Source organism: Planctomycetia bacterium, from assembly GCA_021413845.1.
In the GTDB taxonomy this organism is placed as follows: domain Bacteria; phylum Planctomycetota; class Planctomycetia; order Pirellulales; family PNKZ01; genus PNKZ01.
On sequence record JAIOPP010000021.1, the window covers coordinates 67,107 to 91,436 of the forward strand.

At 61.1% G+C, this 24,330-nt stretch carries 19 protein-coding genes; 9 read left to right on the forward strand and 10 right to left on the reverse strand.

The window, feature by feature from the left end; translation table 11 throughout:
* The first annotated feature begins 15 nt into the window (after positions 1-15).
* Positions 16-3,294 (forward strand): valine--tRNA ligase, encoded by a 3,279-nt coding sequence (locus K8U03_04490; GenBank protein ID MCE9604144.1) that lies wholly within the window; start codon positions 16-18, stop codon positions 3,292-3,294.
* 153 nt (positions 3,295-3,447) lie between these two features.
* Here the strand turns inward: K8U03_04490 and K8U03_04495 are convergent, their stop codons facing one another.
* Complete coding sequence (locus K8U03_04495) at positions 3,448-4,086, reverse strand: hypothetical protein (protein MCE9604145.1); 639 nt, start codon at positions 4,084-4,086, stop codon at positions 3,448-3,450.
* A gap of 495 nt (positions 4,087-4,581) precedes the next feature.
* On the opposite strand from K8U03_04495, the gene K8U03_04500 reads away from it, so the two are divergent.
* The gene (locus tag K8U03_04500; GenBank protein ID MCE9604146.1) at positions 4,582-5,790 is read left to right on the forward strand and encodes a PLP-dependent aspartate aminotransferase family protein; all 1,209 of its coding nucleotides are present in this window, start codon (positions 4,582-4,584) and stop codon (positions 5,788-5,790) included.
* 83 nt (positions 5,791-5,873) lie between these two features.
* On the opposite strand, the gene K8U03_04505 is transcribed toward K8U03_04500, so the two are convergent.
* The gene (locus K8U03_04505) at positions 5,874-6,827 is read right to left on the reverse strand and encodes a sugar kinase (GenBank protein ID MCE9604147.1); all 954 of its coding nucleotides are present in this window, start codon (positions 6,825-6,827) and stop codon (positions 5,874-5,876) included.
* A 252-nt stretch (positions 6,828-7,079) separates the two neighbouring features.
* On the opposite strand from K8U03_04505, the gene K8U03_04510 reads away from it, so the two are divergent.
* Positions 7,080-8,438 (forward strand): hypothetical protein, encoded by a 1,359-nt coding sequence (locus tag K8U03_04510; GenBank protein ID MCE9604148.1) that lies wholly within the window; start codon positions 7,080-7,082, stop codon positions 8,436-8,438.
* Between the two features lie 870 nt (positions 8,439-9,308).
* On the opposite strand, the gene K8U03_04515 is transcribed toward K8U03_04510, so the two are convergent.
* The 8 genes from K8U03_04515 to pheA form a co-directional block, all read right to left on the reverse strand.
* The gene (locus K8U03_04515; protein ID MCE9604149.1) at positions 9,309-9,953 is read right to left on the reverse strand and encodes a phosphopantothenoylcysteine decarboxylase; all 645 of its coding nucleotides are present in this window, start codon (positions 9,951-9,953) and stop codon (positions 9,309-9,311) included.
* Positions 9,954-9,997: 44 nt separating this feature from the next.
* The gene (locus tag K8U03_04520; GenBank protein MCE9604150.1) at positions 9,998-10,546 is read right to left on the reverse strand and encodes a phosphopantothenoylcysteine decarboxylase; all 549 of its coding nucleotides are present in this window, start codon (positions 10,544-10,546) and stop codon (positions 9,998-10,000) included.
* On the reverse strand, positions 10,543-10,806 hold the full coding sequence (locus K8U03_04525) for a DNA-directed RNA polymerase subunit omega (GenBank protein ID MCE9604151.1): 264 nt from the start codon (positions 10,804-10,806) through the stop codon (positions 10,543-10,545). The genes K8U03_04520 and K8U03_04525 overlap by 4 nt, the downstream gene beginning before the upstream one ends.
* 3 nt (positions 10,807-10,809) lie before the next feature.
* Complete coding sequence (gene gmk / locus K8U03_04530; GenBank protein MCE9604152.1) at positions 10,810-11,388, reverse strand: guanylate kinase; 579 nt, start codon at positions 11,386-11,388, stop codon at positions 10,810-10,812.
* A 34-nt stretch (positions 11,389-11,422) separates the two neighbouring features.
* Positions 11,423-12,295 carry a YicC family protein gene (locus tag K8U03_04535; GenBank protein MCE9604153.1) on the reverse strand — a complete coding sequence of 291 codons (873 nt, stop codon included), beginning with the start codon at positions 12,293-12,295 and terminating at the stop codon, positions 11,423-11,425.
* Between the two features lie 70 nt (positions 12,296-12,365).
* On the reverse strand, positions 12,366-12,767 hold the full coding sequence (gene secG, locus K8U03_04540) for a preprotein translocase subunit SecG (GenBank protein MCE9604154.1): 402 nt from the start codon (positions 12,765-12,767) through the stop codon (positions 12,366-12,368).
* On the reverse strand, positions 12,768-13,526 hold the full coding sequence (tpiA, locus tag K8U03_04545; protein MCE9604155.1) for a triose-phosphate isomerase: 759 nt from the start codon (positions 13,524-13,526) through the stop codon (positions 12,768-12,770).
* A 248-nt stretch (positions 13,527-13,774) separates the two neighbouring features.
* Positions 13,775-14,902 carry a prephenate dehydratase gene (gene pheA, locus K8U03_04550; protein MCE9604156.1) on the reverse strand — a complete coding sequence of 376 codons (1,128 nt, stop codon included), beginning with the start codon at positions 14,900-14,902 and terminating at the stop codon, positions 13,775-13,777.
* Positions 14,903-15,267: 365 nt separating this feature from the next.
* Here pheA and dnaK point away from each other — a divergent pair, with 365 nt between their 5' ends.
* The 6 genes from dnaK (at position 15,268) to K8U03_04580 (ending at position 24,310) form a co-directional block, all read left to right on the forward strand.
* Positions 15,268-17,187 (forward strand): molecular chaperone DnaK, encoded by a 1,920-nt coding sequence (dnaK, locus tag K8U03_04555; GenBank protein ID MCE9604157.1) that lies wholly within the window; start codon positions 15,268-15,270, stop codon positions 17,185-17,187.
* Positions 17,188-17,214: 27 nt separating this feature from the next.
* Positions 17,215-17,535, forward strand: a complete 321-nt coding sequence (locus K8U03_04560; GenBank protein MCE9604158.1) for a hypothetical protein — start codon at positions 17,215-17,217, stop codon at positions 17,533-17,535.
* Between the two features lie 5 nt (positions 17,536-17,540).
* A complete protein-coding gene (locus K8U03_04565) occupies positions 17,541-18,182 on the forward strand; it encodes a toll/interleukin-1 receptor domain-containing protein (GenBank protein ID MCE9604159.1) in 642 nt (213 codons plus the stop codon).
* A gap of 31 nt (positions 18,183-18,213) precedes the next feature.
* Positions 18,214-20,913, forward strand: coding sequence for an ATP-dependent chaperone ClpB (clpB, locus tag K8U03_04570; GenBank protein MCE9604160.1), 2,700 nt, complete (start codon positions 18,214-18,216; stop codon positions 20,911-20,913).
* A 101-nt stretch (positions 20,914-21,014) separates the two neighbouring features.
* Positions 21,015-23,363, forward strand: coding sequence for a M20/M25/M40 family metallo-hydrolase (locus tag K8U03_04575; GenBank protein MCE9604161.1), 2,349 nt, complete (start codon positions 21,015-21,017; stop codon positions 23,361-23,363).
* Positions 23,364-23,665: 302 nt separating this feature from the next.
* Positions 23,666-24,310 (forward strand): OmpH family outer membrane protein, encoded by a 645-nt coding sequence (locus tag K8U03_04580; GenBank protein MCE9604162.1) that lies wholly within the window; start codon positions 23,666-23,668, stop codon positions 24,308-24,310.
* Positions 24,311-24,330 lie beyond the last annotated feature (20 nt).

A 24,330-nucleotide genomic window follows, 5' to 3' on the forward strand; every position in this document is an offset into this window, starting at 1 on the left:
ACCGACGGAACGACCATGAACGCGCCTACGATCGAAGACCTGCCGAAGCAGTATCAGCACGCCGAGCCCGAGCAGCGTTGGTACAAGTTTTGGCTCGACAACAAATACTTCCACAGCGAGCCCGACCCGGAACGTAAGAAATTTCCGAAGGGTCCGTATACGATCGTCATTCCGCCGCCGAACGTCACCGGTGCGCTGCATCTCGGGCACGCGCTGAACAACACATTGCAAGACATGCTCATTCGCTTCAAGCGAATGCAAGGCTACAACGCCCTCTGGATGCCCGGCACGGATCACGCGGGCATCGCCACGCAAGCCGTGGTCGAGCGCCGGCTGCTACAAGAAGAGAAGCTCAGTCGACACGATCTCGGCCGCGAAGAGTTGGTGCGGCGCATCTGGAAATGGAAAGAGGAATACGAGAAGCGCATCCTCGGCCAGTTGCAGCGCATGGGAGCCAGTTGCGATTGGGACCGGACCCGCTTCACGCTCGACCCGATGTGCGCTCGGGCCGTGCGTCAGACGTTCTTCAGTCTCTTCAAGTCGGGCCTGATCTATCGCGGCAAGCGGCTCGTCAACTGGGACACCTACCTGCAGACGGCCGTGAGCGACGACGAAGTCGAAAACGTCACGGTCGACGGACACTTCTGGCACTTGCGCTACCCCGTGGTGAACCCGCAGGCCGGGGAGCCGACGCACGTGACCATCGCTACGACGCGCCCCGAGACGATGCTCGGCGATACGGCCGTGGCGGTGCATCCCGACCCGGCTGAAGCTTTGAACCAAGTTGAGAAAGAACTACGCGCCAAGTTAGAGAGCGCGAGCGAAAAAGAAAAGCCGCAGATTCAGGCCGAGCTCGAAAAGCTCGCCGAGCGCCGCACCACGCACCTGCCGTTGCTCATTCAGCTCCGCGATATGGCCCGCGCCGGCCGCATGCTCGACCTCCCTCTCACCGGCCGGCAGATTCCGCTCGTCGCCGACGAATGGGCCAAGCCTGAGATGGGCTCCGGCTGCGTGAAGATCACGCCGGCGCACGACCCGAACGACTACGAAGTGGGCAAGCGGCAGTCGCTGCCGATGATCAACATACTGAACCCCGATGGCACGCTCAACGACAACGGAGCCGCTTACAAAGGCCTGCCGATGCCGAAGGCTCGCGAGCGAGTCGTAGCCGATATGGAAGCGCTCGGCTTCTTGCTCGAAACGGAAGATCGCAAGATCGAGCTGCCGATGTCGGACCGCTCGAAGACACCGATCGAACCGTACTTGGCCGACCAATGGTTCGTACGCATGAAAGATGCCGACGACGGCAAGGCAGGCCTCGCGCAATCGGCGATGGACGCCGTGAGCGACGGCCGCGTGAAGATCATTCCGGAACGCTACGGCAGAAGCTACCTCGACTGGCTCGGCGAGAAGCGCGACTGGCCGGTGAGCCGGCAGCTTTGGTGGGGACATCGGATTCCGGTGTGGCATATCCAACACTTTTCTTTAAAGCCCGAACACGTAAAAGTTACGATGTCTGCATTCAGGGCATATCTTCAAGCCGCAGGTGTGGACGAAGGTGACATTGCTATCCAAAAGGATAGCCGCGAAGAGTTTCGCTGCTGCGTCAAAACCGACGCCGGAGACCAAGCGATTCTTGCACTCCAAGAGGCGATGGCAACTTACTGGAAAAATGATGCGGTTCGGCAACCGGGCGCATCGAATCTTCGCCACTTGTTTCCGACTATTGGTCACTTCCCACAAGCTACTGACGCAGCTTGGGCATTGGTCCGTGACGTGATCGAAATTGAGCGCGATCTTGACGTTCTCGATACCTGGTTCAGCTCCGCCCTTTGGCCGCATAGTACGCTTGGTTGGCCGGAGCAGACTGCCGAGTTGAAGTACTACTATCCGACCAGCACGCTCATCACCAGCCGCGACATCATCACGCTCTGGGTCGCACGGATGGTGTTGACCGGCTTGCACAATGTCGGCGAGGTGCCGTTCAAGGAAGTCTTCATCCACCCGAAGATTCTCGACTCGTTCGGCGATACGATGTCGAAGTCGAAGGGGAACGGCGTCGATCCGCTCGATGTGGTCGATAAGTTCGGGGCCGATGCCCTGCGGTTCGGCCTCGCCTATATCACGACGGAAACACAAGACGTCCGGATGCCGGTCGATTTCGAGTGTCCGCATTGCCATGAGCTGATCGAGCAGACGAAGAAGAACCGCGTGCAGCCGCGCGTCGATTGTAAGAAATGCGGGCAGCCGTTCCGCACGCAATGGGCCGAGAAGCCCGCCGATACGGCGTTGCTGCGCGGTGCGGTCGTGAGCGAGCGGTTCGAGCTCGCGCGCAACTTCTGCAACAAGCTATGGAACGCCGCGCGGTTCGCGATGCTCAACCTCGAAGGCTACACGGCAGGTTCGGTAAGCGATGCCGAGTTGGCGGTGGAAGATCGTTGGATTCTGAGCCGATTGAATACCGTCGCAGCCGGAATGACCGACGACTTAGACCACTATCGCTATGCCGAAGCGATGCGCAAGGTGTATGAATTCGCGTGGGACGAGTTCTGCAGCTTCTATGTCGAGATGGTGAAAGGTCGGATGCAAGATGCCGCGCAGCGTCCGGCCGCGCAGCGCGTGCTCGCGCATGTGCTCGACGTGATGCTTCGTCTTTTGCATCCCGCGATGCCGTTCATCACTGAAGAAATCTGGCAACGGCTCCGCGAGTTCGCCCCGAGCCGCGGCTTGACGAATCCGCAGCCCGCGGCTGAAAGCGTGATGATCGCCGCGTGGCCGGAATGCGAAACCGCGCGCCAAGACGCGACCATCGAGGCCCGCTTCGCTCGGTTTCAAGAGATGCTCCGCGGACTGCGCGACATTCGCGCTCGGCAAAACATTCTGCCCAAGACGTCGATCCGTTTCGCGCTTCGCTGCGATGCGGAAACCGCGACGCTCTTGAGCCCGATGGCTCCGTATTTCGGCTCGCTCGCGGGTGCCGAAGCGACGACTTGGGGTCCGACGGTGCAAGCCTTCGAGACGACCGCGACGTTGACGCTGCCGTTCGGCGAGCTGTTCGTCGATCTGGAAGGTTTGATCGACTTCGCCGCCGAGATTACGCGGAAGGAAAAAGAGCGCGACAATTTAGCGGGCATGATCAAAAGCAAAGAGGGAAAACTCTCAAACGCCAGCTTCGTCGATCGCGCGCCGGCCGATGTCGTGGCGAAAGAGAAGCAATCGCTTGAGGACGCGAAGAAGACGCTGGAATCGGTCGAGCGATCACTCGTGGAACTGCGGGCGAAGCAGAAGACGTAACGACATGCTTCGCTGCGTCGGTTGATTGAAACCCCTCTCCCACCGGGAGAGGATGGCGAGCGGAGCGAGTCAGGTGAGGGGCTTGCGGATTCTAGTCGAAACAGCTCCGCCCCTCATCCGGCCTTCGGCCACCTTCTCCCGCAGGGAGAAGGGTTAGCGTCTTGTGTTGTAGGAGAAGCCGACGCCGACTTGCGGCGGCGGGGCGTAGTAGTACGGTGGCGGTGGGCCGTAGTAGCGCGGGCCGCGATAGTACGGCGGCGGGGCGTAGTAGTGTTCCTCGACGATTACCGGTTGCGGGCCGCCGGCCATCATCGGCGCGCCCCCTTGCAACTGCGGCTGCGGAGTCGTTTGCATCGTCGTGATGACCGCTTTGCTGACCCCTTCTTGTTGCAGCATGATCAGATCGTTGGCATCGATTTTCTTGCCGACGCCGTTGGCGCGAATGTGGTTGACGATCAGGTCTTGATCGATGCCCGACTTCGACATCGCGATCACGTCGCCGGTGCTGACGCCGCCGGGGGGAAGTTGTCGCGCGAGCCGCTGTTCGATCTGAGCCCGATTGCGTGCTTCGACTTCATCGAGCCCTGAGCCGATCGCGGCACCGGCCAACGTGCCGACGCCGGCTCCGATGATGGCGCCGGCCGGAGTGTTGCCGGCCGCGTTGCCGATCAAGGCCCCGGCTCCCGCACCGCCGAGCCCGCCGATGAGCGCGCCCCGATCGGCCAGGTAGGGCGAGGTGCAGCCCGCGGCGAACGACATGACGAAACCGACGGCGACGAAGAGCGTGCGCATGGTTGCCAAGCGAGAGAAGGTGATGGGAGTAAAACGATCGGGCAAAGAGTGCCGAGGGCGATGTCGCGAGCGGGGCGATTATTGCGAGACGCGGGAAACGGAGCAATCGCGGTTCGTAGGCCATTTACCGTCGTCGACGACGAATCTTGCGCTGCTGCGGAAGGGCTGCTCGCGGCCGTTTCGCGAATTTCCCAAGTCGCTTAAGCCGCCCCTTGTCGGCGCCGTGGCGGGGCGTTAGTATCGAAGTAGATGGGATTTGCGGCCGCTTGCAGCCAGCCGGTAAGCACGATGCGTTTCAAGACGCTCGTCGCTCGCCTCGCACTGCTAAAGAGCCTGCGTTGCCGGCAACTTTTTTTAGTTGTCCGAAACGTATAACTCGATCGATTCGAGCCGCGTTTGCCCTCTGTAGGTAAACGCGGTTTTTTCGTTTCCGGTCGTGTGGCGACAATCCCCTGTTCGCGCACCGCTACTATCGCACTGCGAGGGATGTTTGCCATGGCCGAGTTCCACGATCCTTACGGCGACGACGCCGCCGAACGCTTTTCGACTCTCTCGGTTCACGCCGGCGAGGCCCGACAAAAGCCCGGCAACTCCGTCACCGATCCGATCTTCTGCGCGTCGACGTATTCGTTCGAGGATACGGCCGCGGTGTTGGAGTTCATCGAGAAGAAGTTGCCGCGTGAAGAATACGGGCGCTACGGCAACCCGAACGAACGGACCGCCGAAAAGAAACTGGCGGCGCTCGAAGGAGGCGAAGATGCGATTCTGTTTTCCAGCGGCATGGCGGCGATCGTCGGGCTGCTTACTTCCAAGCTCAGCGCCGGCGACGAGGTCGTCTTCTTCGACGAGTGTTATCACCGTAGCCGCGAGTTCTGCGTGAAGCACATGTCGCGGTTCGGAGTCGTTACGCGGCAGGTGAAGATGGGAGACTTCGCCGCGATGGACGCCGCGATCAACGCGAACACGAAATTGCTCGTGAGCGAATCGCCGACGAACCCGCACTTGAGCGTCGTCGACATGGAGAAGTTCGTCGGGGTGGCGAAGAAGCACGGCGTCGAGACCTTGATCGATGCCACGCTCGGCACGCCGTACAACGCCCGCCCGATCGCCGCGGGAGTCGACTACGTGCTTCACTCGGCGACGAAGTATCTCGCCGGCCACAACGACCTGCTGGCCGGCGTGCTCGTCGGCAGCACGGCGAAGCTTGAGCCGGTTCGCAAGCTGCGGGGGATTCTCGGGGCGGTGAATTCGCCGCATAACATCTACCTGTTGCTGCGCGGCTTGAAGACCTTCTCGCTACGCATGGAGCGCCACAATCAAAACGGCCTCGCGATCGCGCAGTTTCTCGCGGGCCATCCGAAGATCGAGAAAGTATACTACCCTGGCCTAGAAACCCACGCCTACTTCGACGTCGCCCGACGGACGATGCGCGGCTACGGCGGCTTGATTACTTTTACGATCAAGAACGCCGATTGGAAGCAAACGAGCCGCGTCGTCGACGGCGTGAAAATCCCGCGGATCGCGCCCAGCTTGGGCGGAGTCGAATCGCTGATCGAGCAACCGCTGGTGATGAGCTATTGGGACTACTCTCCCGAAATGCGAGCCCAATTCGGCATCGACGACAACATGATCCGCCTCTCCTGCGGCATCGAAGACACGCAGGACTTGATCGACGATCTGAAGCAGGCGTTGGAGAAAGTATGACGCGAATTGCAAAGCCGAAGCTATCGGAGCTTGATCGGCTCTTCGTACTTTTGCATTTTGCCTTCTGACTTTTGCATTCAACGTCACCAGCTCGTCGTCACAAGCGGATGTTCCTTAAGATACGCTTCGGCTTCCTCGCGGTTGAACACTCCGGCCGTGGCGCTGATCGAGCGGACGCAGCTGCCGCCCAGCACGTTGCCCCAGGCGAGGCATTCGCGCGGGCCGAGCCCTTGCAGCAGCCCGGCGATGTAGCCCGCGTCGAAGGCGTCGCCCGCGCCGGTAGCGCCGACGTAGGGGAAGCGATAGATCTCGGCCTTCAGGCGAAGCCCCTGCGTGCTTAGGAGCGTGCCATCGCCGCCGCAGGTGATGACGACGGTCGCTGCGCCGGCCTCGCGGAAGCGTTCGGCCTGGGCGCGCGGGTCGTCGAGCCCGGTGATGAGGGCCGCTTCATCGGTGTTCGGCAGAAAGACATCGGTATGCGGCAGCAGTTTTTCTAAGCGGCTCCAGTGGTCTCCCGCGCCGGGCAACACGACGTCGAGCACCGTCGTCACGCCGACGGCACGCGCTTGGCGGAAGACTTCGGCCAGTTCCAACTGGTCGAGCGCCGTCATCAAGAGATAGCCGCCGACGTAGAGCACCTTCGACTTGCGCACTTCGTCCCACGGGATATCCGCTACGGTGAGCTTCGCGTTCGCCCCGAGCGTGTGAATAAAGCGGCGATCTTCGCCTTGCACGTTAACGATCAACGTCGCGGCGGTGCCGACCTGCGGGAGGCGCTGAATCAGCTTCGTCCCCGCTCCCGCGGCATCGAGCGTGTCGACGATAAACTGGCCGAACGCGTCGTTGCCGACGCAACCGACCACGCTCACATCGACGCCGACGCGCGCCATATCCATCGCCGCGTTCGAGGCGCAGCCGCCGATCGTCAGCAGCAGTTGATCGGTAAGTACGAGCTCGCCGGCTTTGGGCATTCTCGCAATCGGTGCGCACATATGGTCGGCCACCAAAACGCCGACGCTTAAGCAGTCGTTAGCCATCCGTGTGTGTACCCACTTCCCAATTCCTAATGATTTTGGATTGCATCTCTTGCTTCCTGCCGGTCTTGACTGCTTTACTGGATCTAGATAACTTCCGCATCCTGGCGTGAGAAGGCGTGCGAAAAGAGTGATCGGTTCTAACAGCCGAATATCGCTTTTTCCAGTCCCGACACACCGTTGATTCGCACCATGCAAGCCTTGGCATGCCGTTGCGGTTCGAGATGGAACTCGAATCTAACGGAGGAAATGCAGATGGCGGGCCGTTTTTTCGGTGCATTTCGTTTGACTGTCGCAGTCCCTCGGTGGCTCGCGACGGCTTCACTTTTCGTTCCTCTCGTTTGCGGCGGCCAACAAGCCCCGTCGCCGGCAACGACTCCGCCGCTCGACTCGGGCGGCAACGTCGAGCTCGTCGCGGCGCTCGTGCGCGACCTCGGTGCCGACGACTATCGCATTCGGGCTCGGGCCGACGAACAATTGGCGAAGCTCGGCTCGCAAGCGAGCCTGGAGCTGGCTAAGGCAGGTGCCGATGCCGACCCGGAAGTCCGGCTGCGGGCCCGCGAGCTGCTCAAGCATATTCGGATCGAGGAACTGTGGCGCGCGAGCCGGTTTCAATATCTCGACGCCGGAAAGCCGGCCTCGAAGATTCTCGCCGCGATCGCCGAACAGACCGGCAACCACTTGCTGCTCGGAGACCAATACGGCAACTTCGAAGACAAGCCGCTCGACGTGCGCTTCGAGCGGGGAGAATACTGGCCGGCGCTCGATGACATTTGCCGGCGCACGAGCAACAAGCTCCGACCGCACTACGACACGCGCGAACCGGCGCTCGTCGTTACGGCAGGCGAATCGGGGAAGTTCCCGGTCGCATATGCCGGCGCGATCCGCGCGCAGATCAGTTCGGCTCGTCGCGCGTATAGCGAAGAGATCGATTACGAAACGTCGAAGAGCGATCGTTCGCATACGTTTCAACTGAACTTGCAAATGATGTGGGAAGATCGTTTTCGACTGATCGCCTATCGTTCGCAGCCGGAGCTCGTCGTCGCCCGGACCAACGCGGGAACCGAGATCGCCGCTACGCAACCGGGAACCTCGGGCTGGAACGTCGCCGGCGGCGGAACGCGTCAATTGACCATGAACTTGCGCTTGCATCCGCCGGCCACGGCCGCCTCGAAGCTCGAAACGCTGACGCTCAAATGGGGCGTGATCGCGGTCGGCGACATGGCGACCCTGACGATCAACGATCTCGAGCGCCGCGGACCGCACTACCAGGACGACGTCGAACTCCGCGTCGAGCAAGTCGAGCAATCCTCGGGCTTGCGCTGCGAAGTCGGACTGCTGGTGCTGCGCGACTTGGTGCTTAGCGATCCTCAAGAGGCGTTCTTTCAAGAGTGCGAAGTCGAATTGCTCGATCAACACAAAACCCCGTATCGGAAGCAAGGCCAGAACAACAGCTACGAAAGCGACGGCGCACGAATGAAGTTCACCTTCATCGGCGAATCGACCGACAGCAAACCGACGACCTTGCGTTTCGGATACCCGAGGATTCGCTCGCAGCGCGATGTGATGATCACGTTCAAGGACGTCCCACTGCCGAACGGCAGACCGGAATAAAGTAGCAGGCACGTTCCACGTGCCGTTAGCCACGTGCGCCTTTAATTAACGAAGCCGTGTCGGTTGTGTGAAGGCCCGTGTGGCGGACGGCACGTGGAACGTGCCTGCTACTTAAACAAAGCACGGCCGTGATCGCGCGTTGTTGCGACATAGAAAAAGTTCGTGCGTCGTCGCCCGAGCGGGCTTGGGCTTCTTGTCAAACGATTCTCTGCGCAGAGCATTCCGCCCGAACCGGCTTGCTTCATTTTGAAGAAAGACTGGCTCAAGCGACGACGCACCGGACGACGCCCAGGGCAGCGAAGCGGTCTCTGCGATGTTGCAACTTCGCAAAGATCCGTCGTGCAAGTTTCGATCTTCGGTTTTTTGTCGTCGTGCGTCTCGCCTGAACGTACGACGACCGAGGATCGCGATGCGTAATTTCTTACGCACCGCAGGCCGGAAGAAGACACCGAACGATTTGCTTTCTCGCTCGATCGACCATCGTCGCAAGGGACCGACAATCAAGTCGATTCATTCGAGCACCGGCGGCGACAAGCGGCGCGGCCGTGGCTCGAAGCTTCCCATCGCGATTCGTCGTCGCATTTATTGCAACATGTCGAAACCTACCGGAGGTCGGAGTCGCGTCTCCTCACGCCGCTCAACATCGCACGACGCGCCGCGAGATTCAACGCGAAGAATTGGGCCATGTCTACAACGTAGCAGGCACGTTCCACGTGCCGTCCGCCACAGCTGATACGGAACGATCATCGCGGTGTGGCCCGGATATGCATCCGGGGCTATTGAACGGAGCTGCGTGTGAACGGAGGCTGCGTCGCGATGCTGCACTTAGCTTCAACGGCGCACGTGGCTACGGCACGTGGAACGTGCCTGCTACTTTATTCGGATCAGCTTCTTTGCGATGACGTCGAAGATGCCTTGGGCGACTGCCGATTTCTTGCCGCTGAGTTTTGCGACGACCGTGCCGCTGCGGTCGAGAATCTCCACCGTGTTCGAGTCGGCGCTGATGGCATCGGGCCCGTTCAACACGATCAGATCGCAGCTTTTCTTTTGCAGCTTCGTCACCGCGCGATGGTGATGATCGTCGGTCTCCAGAGCGAAGCCGACGAGCCATTGCGACGTCCCCTGCTCTTGCTTGCGGCGGCCGAGCGTGGCGACGACGTCGGGCGTTTCCACGAACAAGATCGGCAGCGGAGCCCCCGTCTTCGCGATCTTCCGGTCTTCCATGCGCTGCGGCTTGTAGTCGCACGGAGCGGCCACGCCGATCAAGCCGTCGCAGGCGGGGAACTCACGCTCGCACGCCGCGAGCATCTCATCCGTCGTGACGACGGGAACGACGCGCGCCGCGGCCGGATACGCGATCTCGACCGGACCCGAGACGACGACGACTTCGTGCCCGGCCGCGAGTGCCGCCTCGACCAGCGCGAGCCCCATCCGGCCGCTCGAAGCGTTCGTCAGATAACGTACCGGATCGAGATACTGTCGGGTCGGGCCGGAGGTGATGAGGATGCGCGCCATGGCCCGAGCTGGTCTGTTAATTCAAGGTGCTATATCAAGGCGCGCTATTCGGAGAGGGCCGCATCGATGGCGGCGCGAATCACGTCGGGCTCGGCCATGCGGCCGGAGCCGCGCGTCCGGCAGCTCAGCCAACCTTCGCCGGGATCGACGATCGAAACGCCGTCGGAGCGCAATTGCTCGACGTTGCGCCCCACGGCCGGCGCTTCCCACATTTGCGTGTTCATCGCCGGAGCCATGAGCACGCGGCCGCCGAACGCGAGATAGAGCGTGCTGAGCAGATCGTCGGCTGCGCCCTGCGCCGCTTTGAAAAGAAAGTCGGCCGAGGCCGGGGCGACGCAGAGCAACTGCGCTCGCTCGGCTAGGCCGATATGCGCGCCGAGCGGGAACTCTTTGTTGTCGAACACCGTGCGATACACCGGCCGGCCCGTCAGGGCCTCGAAGGTCGGCGGGCCGATGAAGCGGCAAGCGGCTTCGGTCATCACGACGGTCACCGCAGCGCCGTCTTGCACGAGCCGGCTGACGAGCGCCGCGGTCTTAAAGGCCGCGATGCCGCCGGTAATGCCGACGACGATTTCGCGCCCGGCGACGATCATAGCGCGTTGAGATCCAATTCCGGCGGGCCGCCGGCCGCGGTGTTGTCGCCCGTTACGCGCATGCTGCCCGTCGTGTCGAGATAGATCTTGTCGTTCAATATCTCTGCGAGGACGATCTGCATCTTGTCGGCCGTATGGACTTCGACCAACGGGCGAGCGCCGGCGTTGAGCGCGACGAGGCGCTTCTGGATCAAAGTCGACAGCTTAAAGCGGCCGCCCACCTTGTTGACGATCGCTTCTTCCCGCAGGGCGTCGAGCATACGTTAATCTCCGCAATGAGTTAGAATCCGACAAAGCTCCCCGACCGCCGTATCGACGTCGTCGTTCGTGACGTGATAACGATACGCGCCGGCTTCCATCATTTCCCGCCGGGCCACTTCCAAACGACGCTGGATCGCTTCACGGGTTTCCGTGCCGCGCGCCGTTAGCCGCCGCTCAAGTTCTTCGACCGATCGGGGCTGAATGAAAATCGTGATCGCCTCAGGGTAGTGCTGCAAGACAGCGAACGTACCTTGAACGTCGATCTCTAATACTACCCATTTTCCCGACGCAAGCCTAGGGGCTACTTCGCTTTGCAGCGTGCCGTACCAATCGCCCCGGCCGAAAACCTCGAACGATTCGAGGAATTCGCCCCGTTCGCGACGGAGGCGGAATTCTTCGAGCGTCAGAAAGTGGTAGTCGACGCCGTCGGTCTCGCCGGGGCGCGGGCGACGGGTCGTCGCTGAAACTCCCGCGACGAGCGGAGCATCGCACTCGGCGTACATCCGCTTGAGAAGGGTCGTTTTCCCGGCTCCCGAGGGCCCGGAAATGACGATCAACTTGCCGTTGGTCGCGCTGGTCATAAAGGCTTGGGGTGGCGAGCTCGGCGGCCGCGCGCTACTCGACGTTTTGGATCATCTCTTTGATACGTTCGACCGCGGTCTTCACTTCGATCACATGCTTCGAGATCTGCACGTCGTTGGCCTTCGAGCCGATCGTGTTGATCTCGCGGAACATTTCTTGCGTGAGAAACTCCAGCTTCCGGCCGGTGCTTTCCGTCGCCTGAATAAAGTTCTCGAACTGCTCGATGTGGCTCCGCAGCCGGACGATCTCTTCGCTGATATCGGCCCGATCGGCGAACACCGCGACTTCCTTGATAAGGTCCGAGACGTTCAGCGTGATCTGATGTTCCGACAACGCGGCTTGCACCCGTTCGATGAGGCGTTTGCGGTATTGCTCGGCGGTAAACGGCGCACGCTTCTCGATCTCGACGAGCTCCGTGGCGACGACGGCGCAGTTGGCGCGCAAGTCGGTCGTCATGCTCCGGCCTTCGTCGGTGCGGAACTTGTCGAGGTTTTCCAGCGCGGCGATGAGCGTTGCGCGGATCGTCGGCCATTGGGCGGCGACGTCGGGCGCGCGGTTCGGGTTCTCCATCACGACGCCCGGGAGCCCGAGCAGCGTTTCCAGCGGCACCTGATCGGTCACGTGCCATTGATCGTGCATCGCTTGCAATTGCTCGCGATAACCGGCCAGCACGGCCCGATTGATGAGATAGTCGTCGGCCGAGGTGAGGCGATCGACGCGGAGATTGATCTGCACGGTGCCGCGGCGAACATGCTCGCGCACGATCTGCTCGATCTCGCTTTCGAGCGTGCTATAGCCTTCGCCGCACTTGATGTTGAGCTTGAAGTACCGGTTGTTGATGGTACGGACTTCGACCGCCGTCGAGAGTTCCGCCTCACGACGATGCGCCTCTCCGAATCCGGTCATGCTCAGCAGCAAAAAACGAATCTCCCGAACGATGACATGGCGATCGAGGCCGGCAGCCTGCGGGCGAAGCTTAGGAACCGGTGCCGGTGGCAGCCGGAGCCGAGCCGGCTGGAGCAGTACCAACCGGAGCGGGAGCCGTACCAGCAGGCGCCGTCGCGGCCGGCGGGTTGGCATTCGGCAACGGCACGCCCGGCTCGACGCCCGTCGTCACGGCCGGGCTGTTGTCGGCGAATTGCGTATCCAAGCTCGGCCGGAAATACTTCACCGAAGCGGCGCAGAGTAAAATCCACACGGCCGCCACGATGATCGTGACGCGGGTAAACAAGTCGCCGGCTTTGGTGCCGAAGGCGCTTTGGCCTCCCATGCCGCCGAGCGCGCCGGCGAGGCCGCCGCCCCGTCCGCGCTGCACGAGCACGAGCAAGATGAGGAACACCGAGATGATGAACAACAAAGTCTTAATCAAGAAGATCATTTAGCTTTTGACTCCGGCCGCGATTCCCAAAAAGTCGGCGGCCTTCAGGCTCGCTCCGCCGACCAAGGCTCCGTCCACATTCGGTTGCGACATCAATTCGACCGCGTTACTGGGCTTCACGCTACCGCCGTAGAGGATGCGCACCTTTTGGGAAAGCGGCTCATTGTAGCGTTGAGCGATCAGTTTGCGAAGGTCGGCATGCACTTCTTCCGCCTGCTCCGGGCTGGCCGTCAGGCCGGTGCCGATCGCCCAAACCGGTTCGTAGGCGATGACGATCTTTTCCATCTGCTCGGCCGAAATTCCGGCCAAAGAGCCCTCGAACTGCTTCCGGATCACATCTTTGGTCCGGTTTTCTTGCCGCTCGGCCAACAGCTCGCCGACGCAGACGATCGGGCTGATCCCGGCCGCCAAGGCCGCGAGGGTCTTCTTATTCACCACGGCGTCGGTCTCGCCCAGTATCGTCCGGCGCTCGCTATGGCCGAGGATCACGTATTTGCACTCGAGGTCGACGACCATCGTGGCGGCCGTTTCGCCGGTGTAGGCACCCGGAGCTTCGGGATACAAATTCTGCGGCCCCCACGCGACGGCCGAGCCTTTCAAGACTTGGCGCACCGCATCGACGTAGACCGTGGCGGGAAACACGGCGAGCTCGCATTGCGGATAGTTCTTAGCACCGTCGGCCACGGCGCCGGCCAGGGCGACCGACTCGCTGCGGGTGAGGTTCATCTTCCAATTGCCGGCGATGAGCGGGGTTCGCATGCTTGCTCTCTCGATTCTCTCGTGCTGAGTGTTCGTTGGGTGGACTACAGGTTTGCCTTATCGACCGCCGGGCTTGCGATGCGAAAGCCGCTCGAGGCGGCTCCGAAGACGAACGAAGTTCGCCAGGGCGAAGTCTGCACGATGGCCGCGAAATTGTCTAGCGGCTCGGAACGACAGGGCCCGTTATTTTCGCGAGACGGGACTAGAAGACCGAGAAGACGCGGCCCGAGCGTGCGAGACGGAGCCCGTTACCCGACCGGCTCGGCCTTCGCATACGACCCTAACACTTCGAGCCGGAGGGTCTTCTTCTCCAACGATTTCAGGGCGTTGCGCACTTTCAGATCGGTTTCGTGGCCGTCGAGTTCGACGAAGAACATGTAGCCCCCTTCGGGCCGCGCGATCGGAAACGATTCGATCCAAGTGAGATTCAGCTTGGCGCGCTTGAAGGCGTTCATCGCGTCGGCCAGCGCTCCCGGTTTGTGCGGCACCTCGAACATCACCGAGAGCTTATCGCGGCCCGTTCGGGCAGCCGATGCTTCGCCGATGACGAAGAAGCGCGTGACGTTCGATTGATTGTCTTCGATGTTCTCTGCCAAGAGATTCAAACCGTAAACCGCCGCGGCTTGCGCGCCGGCCACGGCAGCCACCTCCGGGCGCGAGCGGGCCGTTTGGGCGGCGGCGATCGTGCTGGCGACTTCGACCAACCGCGCTTCCGGCAGATGCCGCGAGAGCCAATTGCGGCACTGCGACAACGCCTGCGGCTTGCTATGCACTTCGGTAATGCCGGCCCTCGGGCCGACGCCAAGCAGGCTATGGTGGATCGCCAACGGCACCTCGCCGCAGACGCGTACCCGGAGCCGGGTGAACATGTCGAGCGTGTCGGCAACTCGCCCGTCCGTCGAGTTTTCGACCGGCACGACCCCAAAGTCGGCCTGACCTCGGTTCACTTCCTCGAAGACGGCCGAAATGCTCCCAACCGGGACTTGGTCGATCGACTGGCCGAAACGGCTCAGCACCGCGAGATGGCTGTAAGTGTAGGCCGGCCCGAGAAACGCGACCTGGGTCTTGCGTTGCAGCTTCCGCCAACCGCTGGCAAGCTCCCGATAGACGTTCTGCAGCGTCGCGAGGTCGAGCGGACCTTCGTTCATAGCCTCGGCATCGGCCGGGAGGCTATCGAACGCGGGGGGAATCGCATGGGGTTGGTGAGTTGCAGCCCCGGCCTCGGCTGCGGAGGTGCCGCTGGTTTGCACGGCCAATTCGGCTCGGCGATTGAGCAGGGCGATGAGTTCGCGGTCGAGCTTCTCGCGTCGGCGGCGCAGAGCTTCCGGCCCTTCGGCTTGGGGCGGCGACTTCTTTTTGTCGGGCGTTTCAGACACCTAAATCACCTGCTAGCGGAGCGGCCTGCGAGTGCCCCGCTTCCCTCTGTGAAACTGCCAAAATGACAACGCCGCTCATTCGTTCCCTAACATGCCAAAACGACAGCCTTGAAGAACGAATCGGCTGGCTAAATATACCGTTGGATTTCTTGCGAGCAGGCGTAAATGTCCTAAGCTAAGCGATTTAACGACTCAATTTTCAGACATTATGCCCGGCGAACGGCGCTGGCACAAACTTTGCTTTATTTGAGGTTCGTCGCTCACAGCCCGCCACAAACGCAGGCCGATCGACGCGAAACCGCATTTCCAACCAGCGCGCCGTTCGGCGCGAACTCAGTATAGCCGCATCAAGAAGGAGACACTTCATGGCAAAAGGCGAGAAGATCATCGGGATCGATTTAGGGACGACCAACTCCGTGGTCTCGATCATGGAAGGGAACGAGCCGAAGGTAATTCCCAACGCCGACGGCAACCGACTCACGCCGAGCGTGGTCGCGTTTACCGACAAAGGCGACATCCCGGTCGGCGAGCCGGCTCGGCGGCAAGCGGTGACGAACCCGCAACGGACGGTCTACTCGATCAAGCGCTTCATGGGCCGCAGGCACAGCGAAGTCGCATCGGAAGAGAAGATCGTGCCGTATAAGGTCGTCGGCGCGCAGAACGAATACGTGAAGGTGCAGATCGGCGACAAGCAGTATACCCCGCCGGAAATTTCGGCGATGGTGCTGCGCAAGCTCAAGGAAGCGGCCGAGTCGTACCTCGGGCATAAGGTCAACAAGGCGGTCATCACCGTCCCGGCTTACTTCAACGACGCGCAGCGCCAGGCGACGAAAGACGCCGGCCAGATCGCCGGCCTCGAAGTGATGCGGATCATCAACGAGCCCACCGCGGCCGCGATGGCCTATGGGCTCGATAAGAAGAAGAACGAGAAGATCGTCGTCTTCGATCTCGGCGGCGGTACGTTCGACGTCTCGATCCTCGACGTTGCGGAAGGTGTGTTCCAGGTCATCAGCACCAACGGCGACACCCACCTCGGCGGCGACGACTTCGACCAAGTTCTCATCAACTACTGCGCCGACGAATTCAAGCGCGACAACGGCATCGACCTCCGCAAAGACCCGATGGCGCTCCAGCGATTGCAAGAGGCTTGCGAGAAGGCGAAGAAGGAGCTCAGCACGCAAAACTCGACCGACATCAATCTGCCGTTCATCACGGCCGACGCGTCGGGTCCGAAGCATTTGCAGATGAATATCAATCGTGCCAAGTTCGAGCAGTTGGTCGATCACCTGATCGAGCGCTGCCGCGGCCCGGTGGAACAGGCGCTTAAAGATGCGAAATTCTCCACTTCCCAAATCGACGAAGTCGTGCTCGTCGGCGGTTCTACGCGAATCCCGAAGGTGCAAGAGCTCGTCAAGAAGATGTTCGGCAAAGAGCCCCACAAGGGCGTGAACCCGGACGAGGTCGTAGCGATCGGCGCCGCGATTCAAGGGGGCGTGCTCGCCGGCGAAGTGCAAGACGTGCTGTTGCTCGACGTGACCCCGCTGTCGCTCGGTATCGAGACCCTCGGCGGCATCATGACGAAGCTCGTCGAGCGCAACACGACGATTCCGACCGAGAAGAAGCAAACCTTCAGCACGGCCGACGACAACCAATCGGCCGTGACGATCAAGGTGTATCAAGGCGAACGTGAGATGGCCGCCGACAACCGGCTGCTCAACACGTTCAACCTGGAAGGCATTCCGCCGGCCCCGCGCGGCATGCCGCAGATCGAAGTGAAGTTCGATATCGACTCCAACGGCATCTTGAACGTGACCGCGAAAGACCTCGGCACGGGCAAGGAGCAGAAGGCGACGATTCAACAATCGAGCGGTCTCTCCGATGCCGAGATCGAGAAGATGCGGAAAGACGCCGAACTGCACGCGACGGAAGACAAGAAGAAGCGCGAACTTGCCGAGGCCCGCAACCAAGCCGACTCGATGTGCTTCCAGATGGAGAAACTCATCAAGGAACACGCCGACAAGCTGAAGGACAACGACAAGAAGCCGCTCGAAGACGCGATCGCCAAAGCGCGGGAAGCGTCGAAGGGAGACAACCCGGACACGATCAAGGCGGCCATCACCGAGCTCGAACATGCCTCGAACGCGATGAGCAAAGTGCTCTACGAAGCAGGCAAGGGAGCCGAGGGTGCGCCGAACGCCGGAGCCGGCCCGGAAGCGCAAGCCTCGGGCGGAGCCAAAGGTGGCGACGACGACGCGATCGACGCCGAGTTCGAAGTGAAGAAGTAAACGTCGTTCAGCTTAAGAGGCAATAACATGGATGCCGTCACACGTGAGTATGTTGCGGGATTGGAAAATATCTACAAGGAGATCTTTGCAACATTCCCCAAAGCGGAACCAGCGAGAAAGGTCGGCTACGGCCTGGCGTTGCCGACCTTTTTCGCCCTCTTGAAAGACAAATGGTCGCCGGGCGAAATTATTGAAGCGTGTAACCAACTGGAGACGGGAAAAGCCGCCACGATAAAAAACAAGTTCTTCGTACAGCCGACGGAATTAGGCGAAGAAATCATCACGGTACTTACCGGTAAAAAAGCCGGCGATTTCAAAGTCCCTGCGTTCGTACCGCCCGGTAGTTAATCCCAATGCCTGCACGATGGCAAATCGATTTCTGGCCCGAGTGCACGAAACATGCATTCTTGTCGCATTGTGCGGAAGACCGTGCGAATCTCGTATCTCCCGTTTTCGAAGAGCTGGAACGAAGAAAAATTGCCGGGTGGTTTGACCGGCATCATTATCCGGCAGGAAGAGACTCATTCGAAACGTTACGTGAAGAACTTCTTGGAACGCGCCACGTCGTTTATTTCATCACGCCTGCGATGCTTAACCAGGGTCGAGGTTGGACTCAAATCGAACGAGGATACTCGGCCACGATTCAGCAGCTTCTTCGTTATGAAGACATTGAACTAGCGCATGTAGAACTTCCTCTGCTATTCGCCGATTCGACGGACGATGTGTTCCAGCGTTTGGTCTATCGTTCTCTAATCGACAAATCTCTTCGCTGCAACATTCCGATTTTGGACGCCGCAGATGGATACTGGGGAAGGAACCACGTCGAGTGGGCGGCGGATGCGATAGAGAGCTTCGTTCACCAAGAAGAGCAGTGGGCGATCAATCTTGCGGTTCGGTTTGCTCAAGATAGTCATCTACAAGAACGTTTTGCGACGGACGACAATCGAAGACGGCGAATATTAGCGGAAAGCCCGCCGCCGTTTCCCGGCATTTGACCCCGATTTGTCTTCGTCGAAATGAGGAACAATGGCATTCCGCTTCGACAAATTCACCATCAAGGCTCAAGAAGCCGTTCAGACTGCGCAGGAACTTGCGGCCGATCAGGGGAATCCGCAGATCGAGCCAGTGCATCTGTTGGCCGCGCTGACGCGCGAGACCGACGGCATCTTTTGGCCCATCATCGAAAAGATCGGTGCCAACCGGCGGCAGCTCCAGTCGATCGTCGATGCGGAGCTGCGGCACTTTCCTAAGTCGACCGGCGGCTCCCCGCCGCAGCTTTCGCAAGCGATGACGCAAGTGCTCGAGGCGGCGCAGCGCGAAGCCGAGAAGATGAAAGACGAGTTCGTCTCCGTCGAGCATCTGCTCTTAGCGCTCGCCAAGGCCGACACCAAAGCGAAGCAGCTCCTCAAGGCCAACGCGATCGACGACCAGCAGATTCTCAAGGCGCTGCAAAGCGTCCGCGGGTCGCAACGCGTGCAAGATCAGAATCCCGAAGCGAAGTTCCAAGCCTTGCAGAAATACGGCATCGACCTCGTCGACCGCGCTCGGCAAGGGAAGCTCGATCCCGTGATCGGCCGCGACCAGGAGATTCGCCGCGTCATCCAAGTTCTCTCGCGGCGGACGAAGAACAACCCGGTCTTGATCGGCGAGCCGGGCGTCGGTAAGACGGCGATCGCCGAAGGCTTGGCGCTGCGCATCATTCAGGGAGACGTGCCGGAGTCGTTGAAGAACCGCTCGATCGTGACGCTCGACATGGGCGCGCTGATCGCCGGCACGAAGTTTCGCGGCGAGTTCGAAGAGCGGCTCAAAGCGGTTCTCAAGGAAGTGCAATCGGCCGACGGCAACATCATTCTCTTCATCGACGAGCTGCATACCGTCGTCGGTGCCGGAGCGGCCGAAGGAGGGAACGACGCGGCGAACCTGCTCAAGCCGGCCCTCGCGCGGGGTGAGCTTCGCTGCATCGGCGCTACCACGCTCGACGAGTACCGCAAATACATCGAAAAAGATGCCGCCCTCGAGCGCCGTTTTCAACCGGTGTTCGTCGGCGAGCCGAGCGTCGAGGATACGATCGCGATCCTCCGCGGCCTCAAGGGGCGCTACGAAGCGCATCATAAAGGGGTGAAGATCAAAGACTCGGCCCTCGTGGCCGCCGCGCAGCTTTCGCATCGCTACATCGCCGACCGCTTCCTGCCGGACAAGGCGATCGACCTCGTCGACGAAGCGACCGCGCGCCTCGCGATGGAATTGCAAAGCGTGCCGACCGAGATCGACGAAGTGCAGCGCAAGCTCATGCAACTCGAACTCGCGGCTCGCCAACTCGCCGACGAAACGGAAGAGCACGCCCTCGAGCAAAAGGCCGACATCGAAGCGGAGATGATCGAGCTGCGCCGCAAGCTGGCGAGCCTCCGCGAGCAATGGGAAGCCGAGAAGCTCGGCGTCGGCGACGTGCAGAACGTCCGCCAGGAACTCGACAAAGTCGAACTGCAATTCCAACAGCTCAGCAACGAACTCAAGGAAAAGCAATCGCTCGGCCAAGCGATCGACGAGCAGATGTATCAACGCTTGTACGAGCTCGACGTGCAGCGCAAGAAACTCACGGCGAAGTTCGAGCAGCCGACGACGGAAACGCCCACCCATAAAGACGGCGACGGCGCGAAGCACGCCGGCCGTAAGCTGCTGCGCCAAGAGGTCGGGCCGGAGGAGATCGCCGAAGTCGTCAGCGCATGGACCGGCATTCCGGTGACCCGCATGATGGAAGCCGAGAAAGCCAAGCTCTTGGTGCTCGAAGAGCGGCTGCATCAGCGCGTCGTCGGGCAAGACGAAGCGGTCGAGGCCGTGGCGAACGCCGTGCGCCGTAGTCGCTCCGGCTTGCAAGACCCGAACCGGCCGATCGGCTCGTTCATCTTTCTCGGGCCCACCGGAGTCGGCAAGACCGAGCTGTGCAAAGCGCTCGCGCAAGTCCTGTTCGATAGCGAGCAAGCGATCGTCCGGATCGACATGAGCGAGTTTATGGAGAAGCATTCCGTCAGCCGGTTGATCGGCGCGCCGCCGGGCTACGTCGGCTACGAAGAAGGGGGCCGGCTGACCGAAGCGGTGCGCCGCAGGCCGTATTCCGTCGTGCTGCTGGACGAAATCGAGAAAGCGCATCGCGACGTGTTCAACGTGCTGCTGCAAGTCCTCGACGACGGCCGGCTCACCGACGGCCAAGGACGCACCGTCGACTTCACGAACACGATCATCGTGATGACGTCGAACGTCGGCAGCCAAGCGATTCAAGAACTGACGCGCAGCGGCGCAAGCCAAGAAGAGATCCAAAGCGCCGTGCAAGAAGCGCTCGAAGAGAAGTTTCTGCCGGAGTTCCTCAACCGGATCGACGAGACGATCGTGTTCCACCCGCTCGATCGGAAACACATTCATCGGATCGTCGAACTGCAGCTGCAAAGGTTGGAGAAGCAGGTCGAGCAAAACGATCTACACATCGAGATTACGCCGGCGGCGATCAACGCCGTCGCGGTCGAAGGCTACGACCCGATCTACGGCGCCAGGCCGCTCAAGCGGGTGATTCAACAGCGATTGCAGAACCCGCTGGCAAGCGAGCTGCTGCGCGGCGAATACCCGCCGGGGAGCACGATCGGAATCGATTTCGTCGACGAGGAGTTCGTGTTTTCTCGTCTCGAAGCGAAAAAACCGGCCGCGCCGCCGCTGAAGCCGGCCACGGCCAAGTAACCGTCGATTCGTTCCCCCTCGCAACCTGCTGGCTCGAATCGAGGGCTTGGTATAAAATCGAGTATCTCCAGCCCTCGCCAGCCCGCCGCCACGGAATTCCCATGAACCAACGCACTCGCCGGTCGTTCTTCGTACCCGCGGTTTTGCTCGCTCCCCTGGTTCTCGGCTGGGCGAGCTTCGCTTGCTTCGGAGCGGAAGAAAAGCCGGCCGAGAAGACGACGCCGCCGGTCGCCGCTCCGGCCGCGGCAGCCCCTCCGAGCGCCGAAGAGAAGCACGTGAAGGAGACGATTTCGTTCCTCGCCTCCGACGGACTCGAAGGGCGCGGGCCCGGCACGAAGGGGATCGATCAAGCCGCGGAGTTCATCGCCGCCGAATTCAAGAAGGCGGGATTGAAGACCGATCTGTTCGCCGGCCAACCGTACCAAGCGTTCTCGATGGGCATCGGCTCGGAGCTCGGCAAACGAAACTCACTCACGCTCGTCGGCCCGCCGGGACCGGACGGCAAGCCGCGCCGCATCGAACTCAAGCTCGGGCAAGACTATTCGCCCCTTTCGATCGGCGGCTCGGGCAAGATCAACGTGCCGCTCGTATTCGTCGGCTATGGCATCACGGCGAAGCAAAGCTCGCAAGCGGCGCTGGATCCGCACGCCGATCCGCATGCCAACCCCCACGGCGATCCGCACGCGAAGCCGGCGGATCCGAAGACGCCTACTCCCAAGGGAACTGCCCCGAAGGCGCAGCCTGCTGCGGCGAAGGAACCTGCTAAGGAAAAGGAACCTGTGAAGGAGCCGGCTAAGGAGGCCGCGAAACCGCAAGCGGTGGTTGATCCGCATGCCGCGCCGGTGAAGGCGGGAGCGAAGCCGGAAGATGCGATCGTGTACGACGATTACGCCGGCATCGACGTGAAGGGGAAGTGCGTCGTCGTGTTTCGCCATCAGCCGCAGCAAGGGAACCCGCACGGCATCTTGCCCGGCATTCCGAACTCGCCGCACGCTCCGTTCACGCGCAAGATCTCGAACGCCTACGAACATGGTGCCGCGGCGGTCATCTTCGTGACCTCGGACTACGACATCAACAACAAGCTCGAAGCCCGGCGGAAGCAGTGGCAAGAGGCGGTCGACGAAATCCTTGAAGAACAAAAGAAGTTTGCGGCGATCAAGAAGCCGACGCCGGCCCAAACGGCCGAGTATCGCAAGACGATCGACGCCGCTGCGCAGCAAGTGCTCGACCAGAGCAAGAAGCTCGACGACGAGCGCGATCCGCTGCTCGAGTTCCGCAGCGCCGGCGGCTCGTCCGACGGCTCGCGCCTCCCCGCGATGCACGCCCGCCGCAAGGTTTGGGACACGCTGCTGACGGAGCTCAAGAAGCCTACTCTCGCCGGAATCGAGAAGCAGATCGACGAAGGGCCGAAGCCGCAAAGCTTCTCGCTCGAAGGGTGGAGCGTCGAAGGAGAGGTCGACGTCGAGCGCAAAGAAGCCGAAGTGAAGAACGTGGTCGGCGTGCTCGAAGGAGACGGCCCGCATGCCGACGAAACGGTCGTCATCGGCGCGCATTACGACCATCTCGGCTTCGGAGGCGAAGGTTCGTTCGTGCCGACGGTGCGCGAAATCCACAACGGTGCCGACGACAACGCCTCGGGCACCACGGCCCTCTTGGAAGCGGCCCGCCTGCTCGGTTCGAGCGGCAAGAAGCCGGGCCGACGGATCGTATTCATCGCGTTCACGGCGGAAGAACGCGGCCTGATCGGCAGCGCTCGCTACTGCAAAGACCCGCTGTTTCCGCTGGAGAAGACGGTCGCGATGTTGAACATGGACATGGTCGGTCGCCTCACCGACGACAAGCTCATCATCCAAGGGGGGGACACGGCGAAGGAGTTCACGACGTTGCTCGACAAACTCAACGCCGACGAATTTCACTTCAAGCTCACGCACAATCCCGGCGGCTTCGGGCCGAGCGATCATGCCTCGTTCTATGCGAAGAAGGTGCCGGTGTTGCACTTCTTCACCGGCTTGCATAAGGACTATCACCGTCCGACCGACGACGCCGACAAGGTGAACGCGGCGGGACTGATCCGCGTGGCGAAGATGGTGAGCGATACCGCGGCGACGATCGCCCAACTGCCGGAACGTCCGACGTATCAAGAATCGAAAGCCGGCGCATCCGGCGGCGGCGATCGAGGCGGCGACCGACCCTACTTCGGCAGCATCCCCGACTTCGCGCAAAGCGAGCCGGGCTACGGCATCAGCGGCGTCGCGAAGGGTAGCCCGTCGGAAAAGGCGGGGCTCAAGAGCGGCGACGTGATCATCAAGTTGGGGGAGAGCCGCGTCGGCAATCTCGACGACTTCGACTCCGCGCTCCGCAAGTTCAAAGCGGGCGATAAGGTTACGGTCGTCGTGAAGCGCGAGGGGAAGGAAGTCTCTCTGTCGGTGACGCTCGGCGCGCCGCGGTAGCCCGTTCGGCCGGTGCGACGAGCGCATATCGAACGCGAAATCGCGCAAAAAACAACGCCTTCGGCGATCGCTGCCGGCGGCTTGAAACGGCCTATTTTACGGGCTGCGGAGCGTTTTCTTGCGCCTCGATATTCTGACCTTTACCGCTCTGGCCGATTGCGTCACAATCCCGCCTCCACGACCTAGCGCTCGGGCTGCCTGCGAGGCATGCTCTGATCGGAGCGGCGTTCCCCCACCGGAGCGTGACACGGTCGTGAATGTTGAGTAACGGAAGACTCGACCCAAGCAAGGAGTGCTCTCGCGTGATGAAAACGATTTTCTCGGCATTGTTGGCGACGATTGTTCTATCGATGGCCGCCCCTGCGTTCGCGCAGCAACCGGCTCAACCTCACCCGCAAGTGATCTCGCCGATCGCCATTCTCGATCTGCCGTACTTGTTCCGCAATCACAACCGTTTCAAGCAAATGGACGAAGTCCTAAAGCAAGAAATCGGCGGTGCCGAAGGGACCTTCATGACCGAACAAAAGGCCATGAAGGAAATGGTCACCCGTCTGCAAGAGCTCAAGCAAGGGACCCCGGAATACAAGCAGCTTGAGGAAGAGCTCGCCAAGCGCGACGCCGATATGTCGCTCCGCATCAACATCATGAAGAAGAACTTCGCCGAGAAGAAGGCGAAGAACTACTTCGACGTCTACCAAGAAGTGATGCGCTACGTCGGCTACCACGCCCAGAACAACGGCGTCGTACTCGTGATCAACTTCAACGGCGATCCGGTCGACGGCAGCAATCCGCAATCGGTCATCCAAGGCCTCAACAGCACGGTGCTCTACAAGCACCCGGGCGTCGACATCACGCCGATCGTGCTCGAAATGTGCAACCGCGGCTTGCAGATTCCGGAAACGGCTCAGAACCCGGCCGCGAATCCCGCGTTCCCGGTTCAGCGCTAAGAACGGTTCGTTCGTCCTCC

What these genes read in the sequence shown, in the direction of transcription:
- clpB (MCE9604160.1), top strand. Translation starts at nt 18,214, where the DNA reads ATGGCATTCCGCTTCGACAAATTCACCATCAAGGCTCAAGAAGCCGTT.
- K8U03_04515 (MCE9604149.1), bottom strand. Translation starts at nt 9,953, where the DNA reads ATGGCGCGCATCCTCATCACCTCCGGCCCGACCCGACAGTATCTCGAT.
- dnaK (MCE9604157.1), top strand. Translation starts at nt 15,268, where the DNA reads ATGGCAAAAGGCGAGAAGATCATCGGGATCGATTTAGGGACGACCAAC.
- secG (MCE9604154.1), bottom strand. Translation starts at nt 12,767, where the DNA reads ATGATCTTCTTGATTAAGACTTTGTTGTTCATCATCTCGGTGTTCCTC.
- K8U03_04575 (MCE9604161.1), top strand. Translation starts at nt 21,015, where the DNA reads ATGAACCAACGCACTCGCCGGTCGTTCTTCGTACCCGCGGTTTTGCTC.
- K8U03_04495 (MCE9604145.1), bottom strand. Translation starts at nt 4,086, where the DNA reads ATGCGCACGCTCTTCGTCGCCGTCGGTTTCGTCATGTCGTTCGCCGCG.
- K8U03_04505 (MCE9604147.1), bottom strand. Translation starts at nt 6,827, where the DNA reads ATGGCTAACGACTGCTTAAGCGTCGGCGTTTTGGTGGCCGACCATATG.
- K8U03_04520 (MCE9604150.1), bottom strand. Translation starts at nt 10,546, where the DNA reads ATGATCGTCGCCGGGCGCGAAATCGTCGTCGGCATTACCGGCGGCATC.
- K8U03_04560 (MCE9604158.1), top strand. Translation starts at nt 17,215, where the DNA reads ATGGATGCCGTCACACGTGAGTATGTTGCGGGATTGGAAAATATCTAC.
- tpiA (MCE9604155.1), bottom strand. Translation starts at nt 13,526, where the DNA reads ATGCGAACCCCGCTCATCGCCGGCAATTGGAAGATGAACCTCACCCGC.
- gmk (MCE9604152.1), bottom strand. Translation starts at nt 11,388, where the DNA reads ATGACCAGCGCGACCAACGGCAAGTTGATCGTCATTTCCGGGCCCTCG.
- K8U03_04510 (MCE9604148.1), top strand. Translation starts at nt 7,080, where the DNA reads ATGGCGGGCCGTTTTTTCGGTGCATTTCGTTTGACTGTCGCAGTCCCT.
- K8U03_04535 (MCE9604153.1), bottom strand. Translation starts at nt 12,295, where the DNA reads ATGACCGGATTCGGAGAGGCGCATCGTCGTGAGGCGGAACTCTCGACG.
- K8U03_04525 (MCE9604151.1), bottom strand. Translation starts at nt 10,806, where the DNA reads ATGCTCGACGCCCTGCGGGAAGAAGCGATCGTCAACAAGGTGGGCGGC.
- K8U03_04500 (MCE9604146.1), top strand. Translation starts at nt 4,582, where the DNA reads ATGGCCGAGTTCCACGATCCTTACGGCGACGACGCCGCCGAACGCTTT.
- K8U03_04565 (MCE9604159.1), top strand. Translation starts at nt 17,541, where the DNA reads ATGCCTGCACGATGGCAAATCGATTTCTGGCCCGAGTGCACGAAACAT.
- K8U03_04490 (MCE9604144.1), top strand. Translation starts at nt 16, where the DNA reads ATGAACGCGCCTACGATCGAAGACCTGCCGAAGCAGTATCAGCACGCC.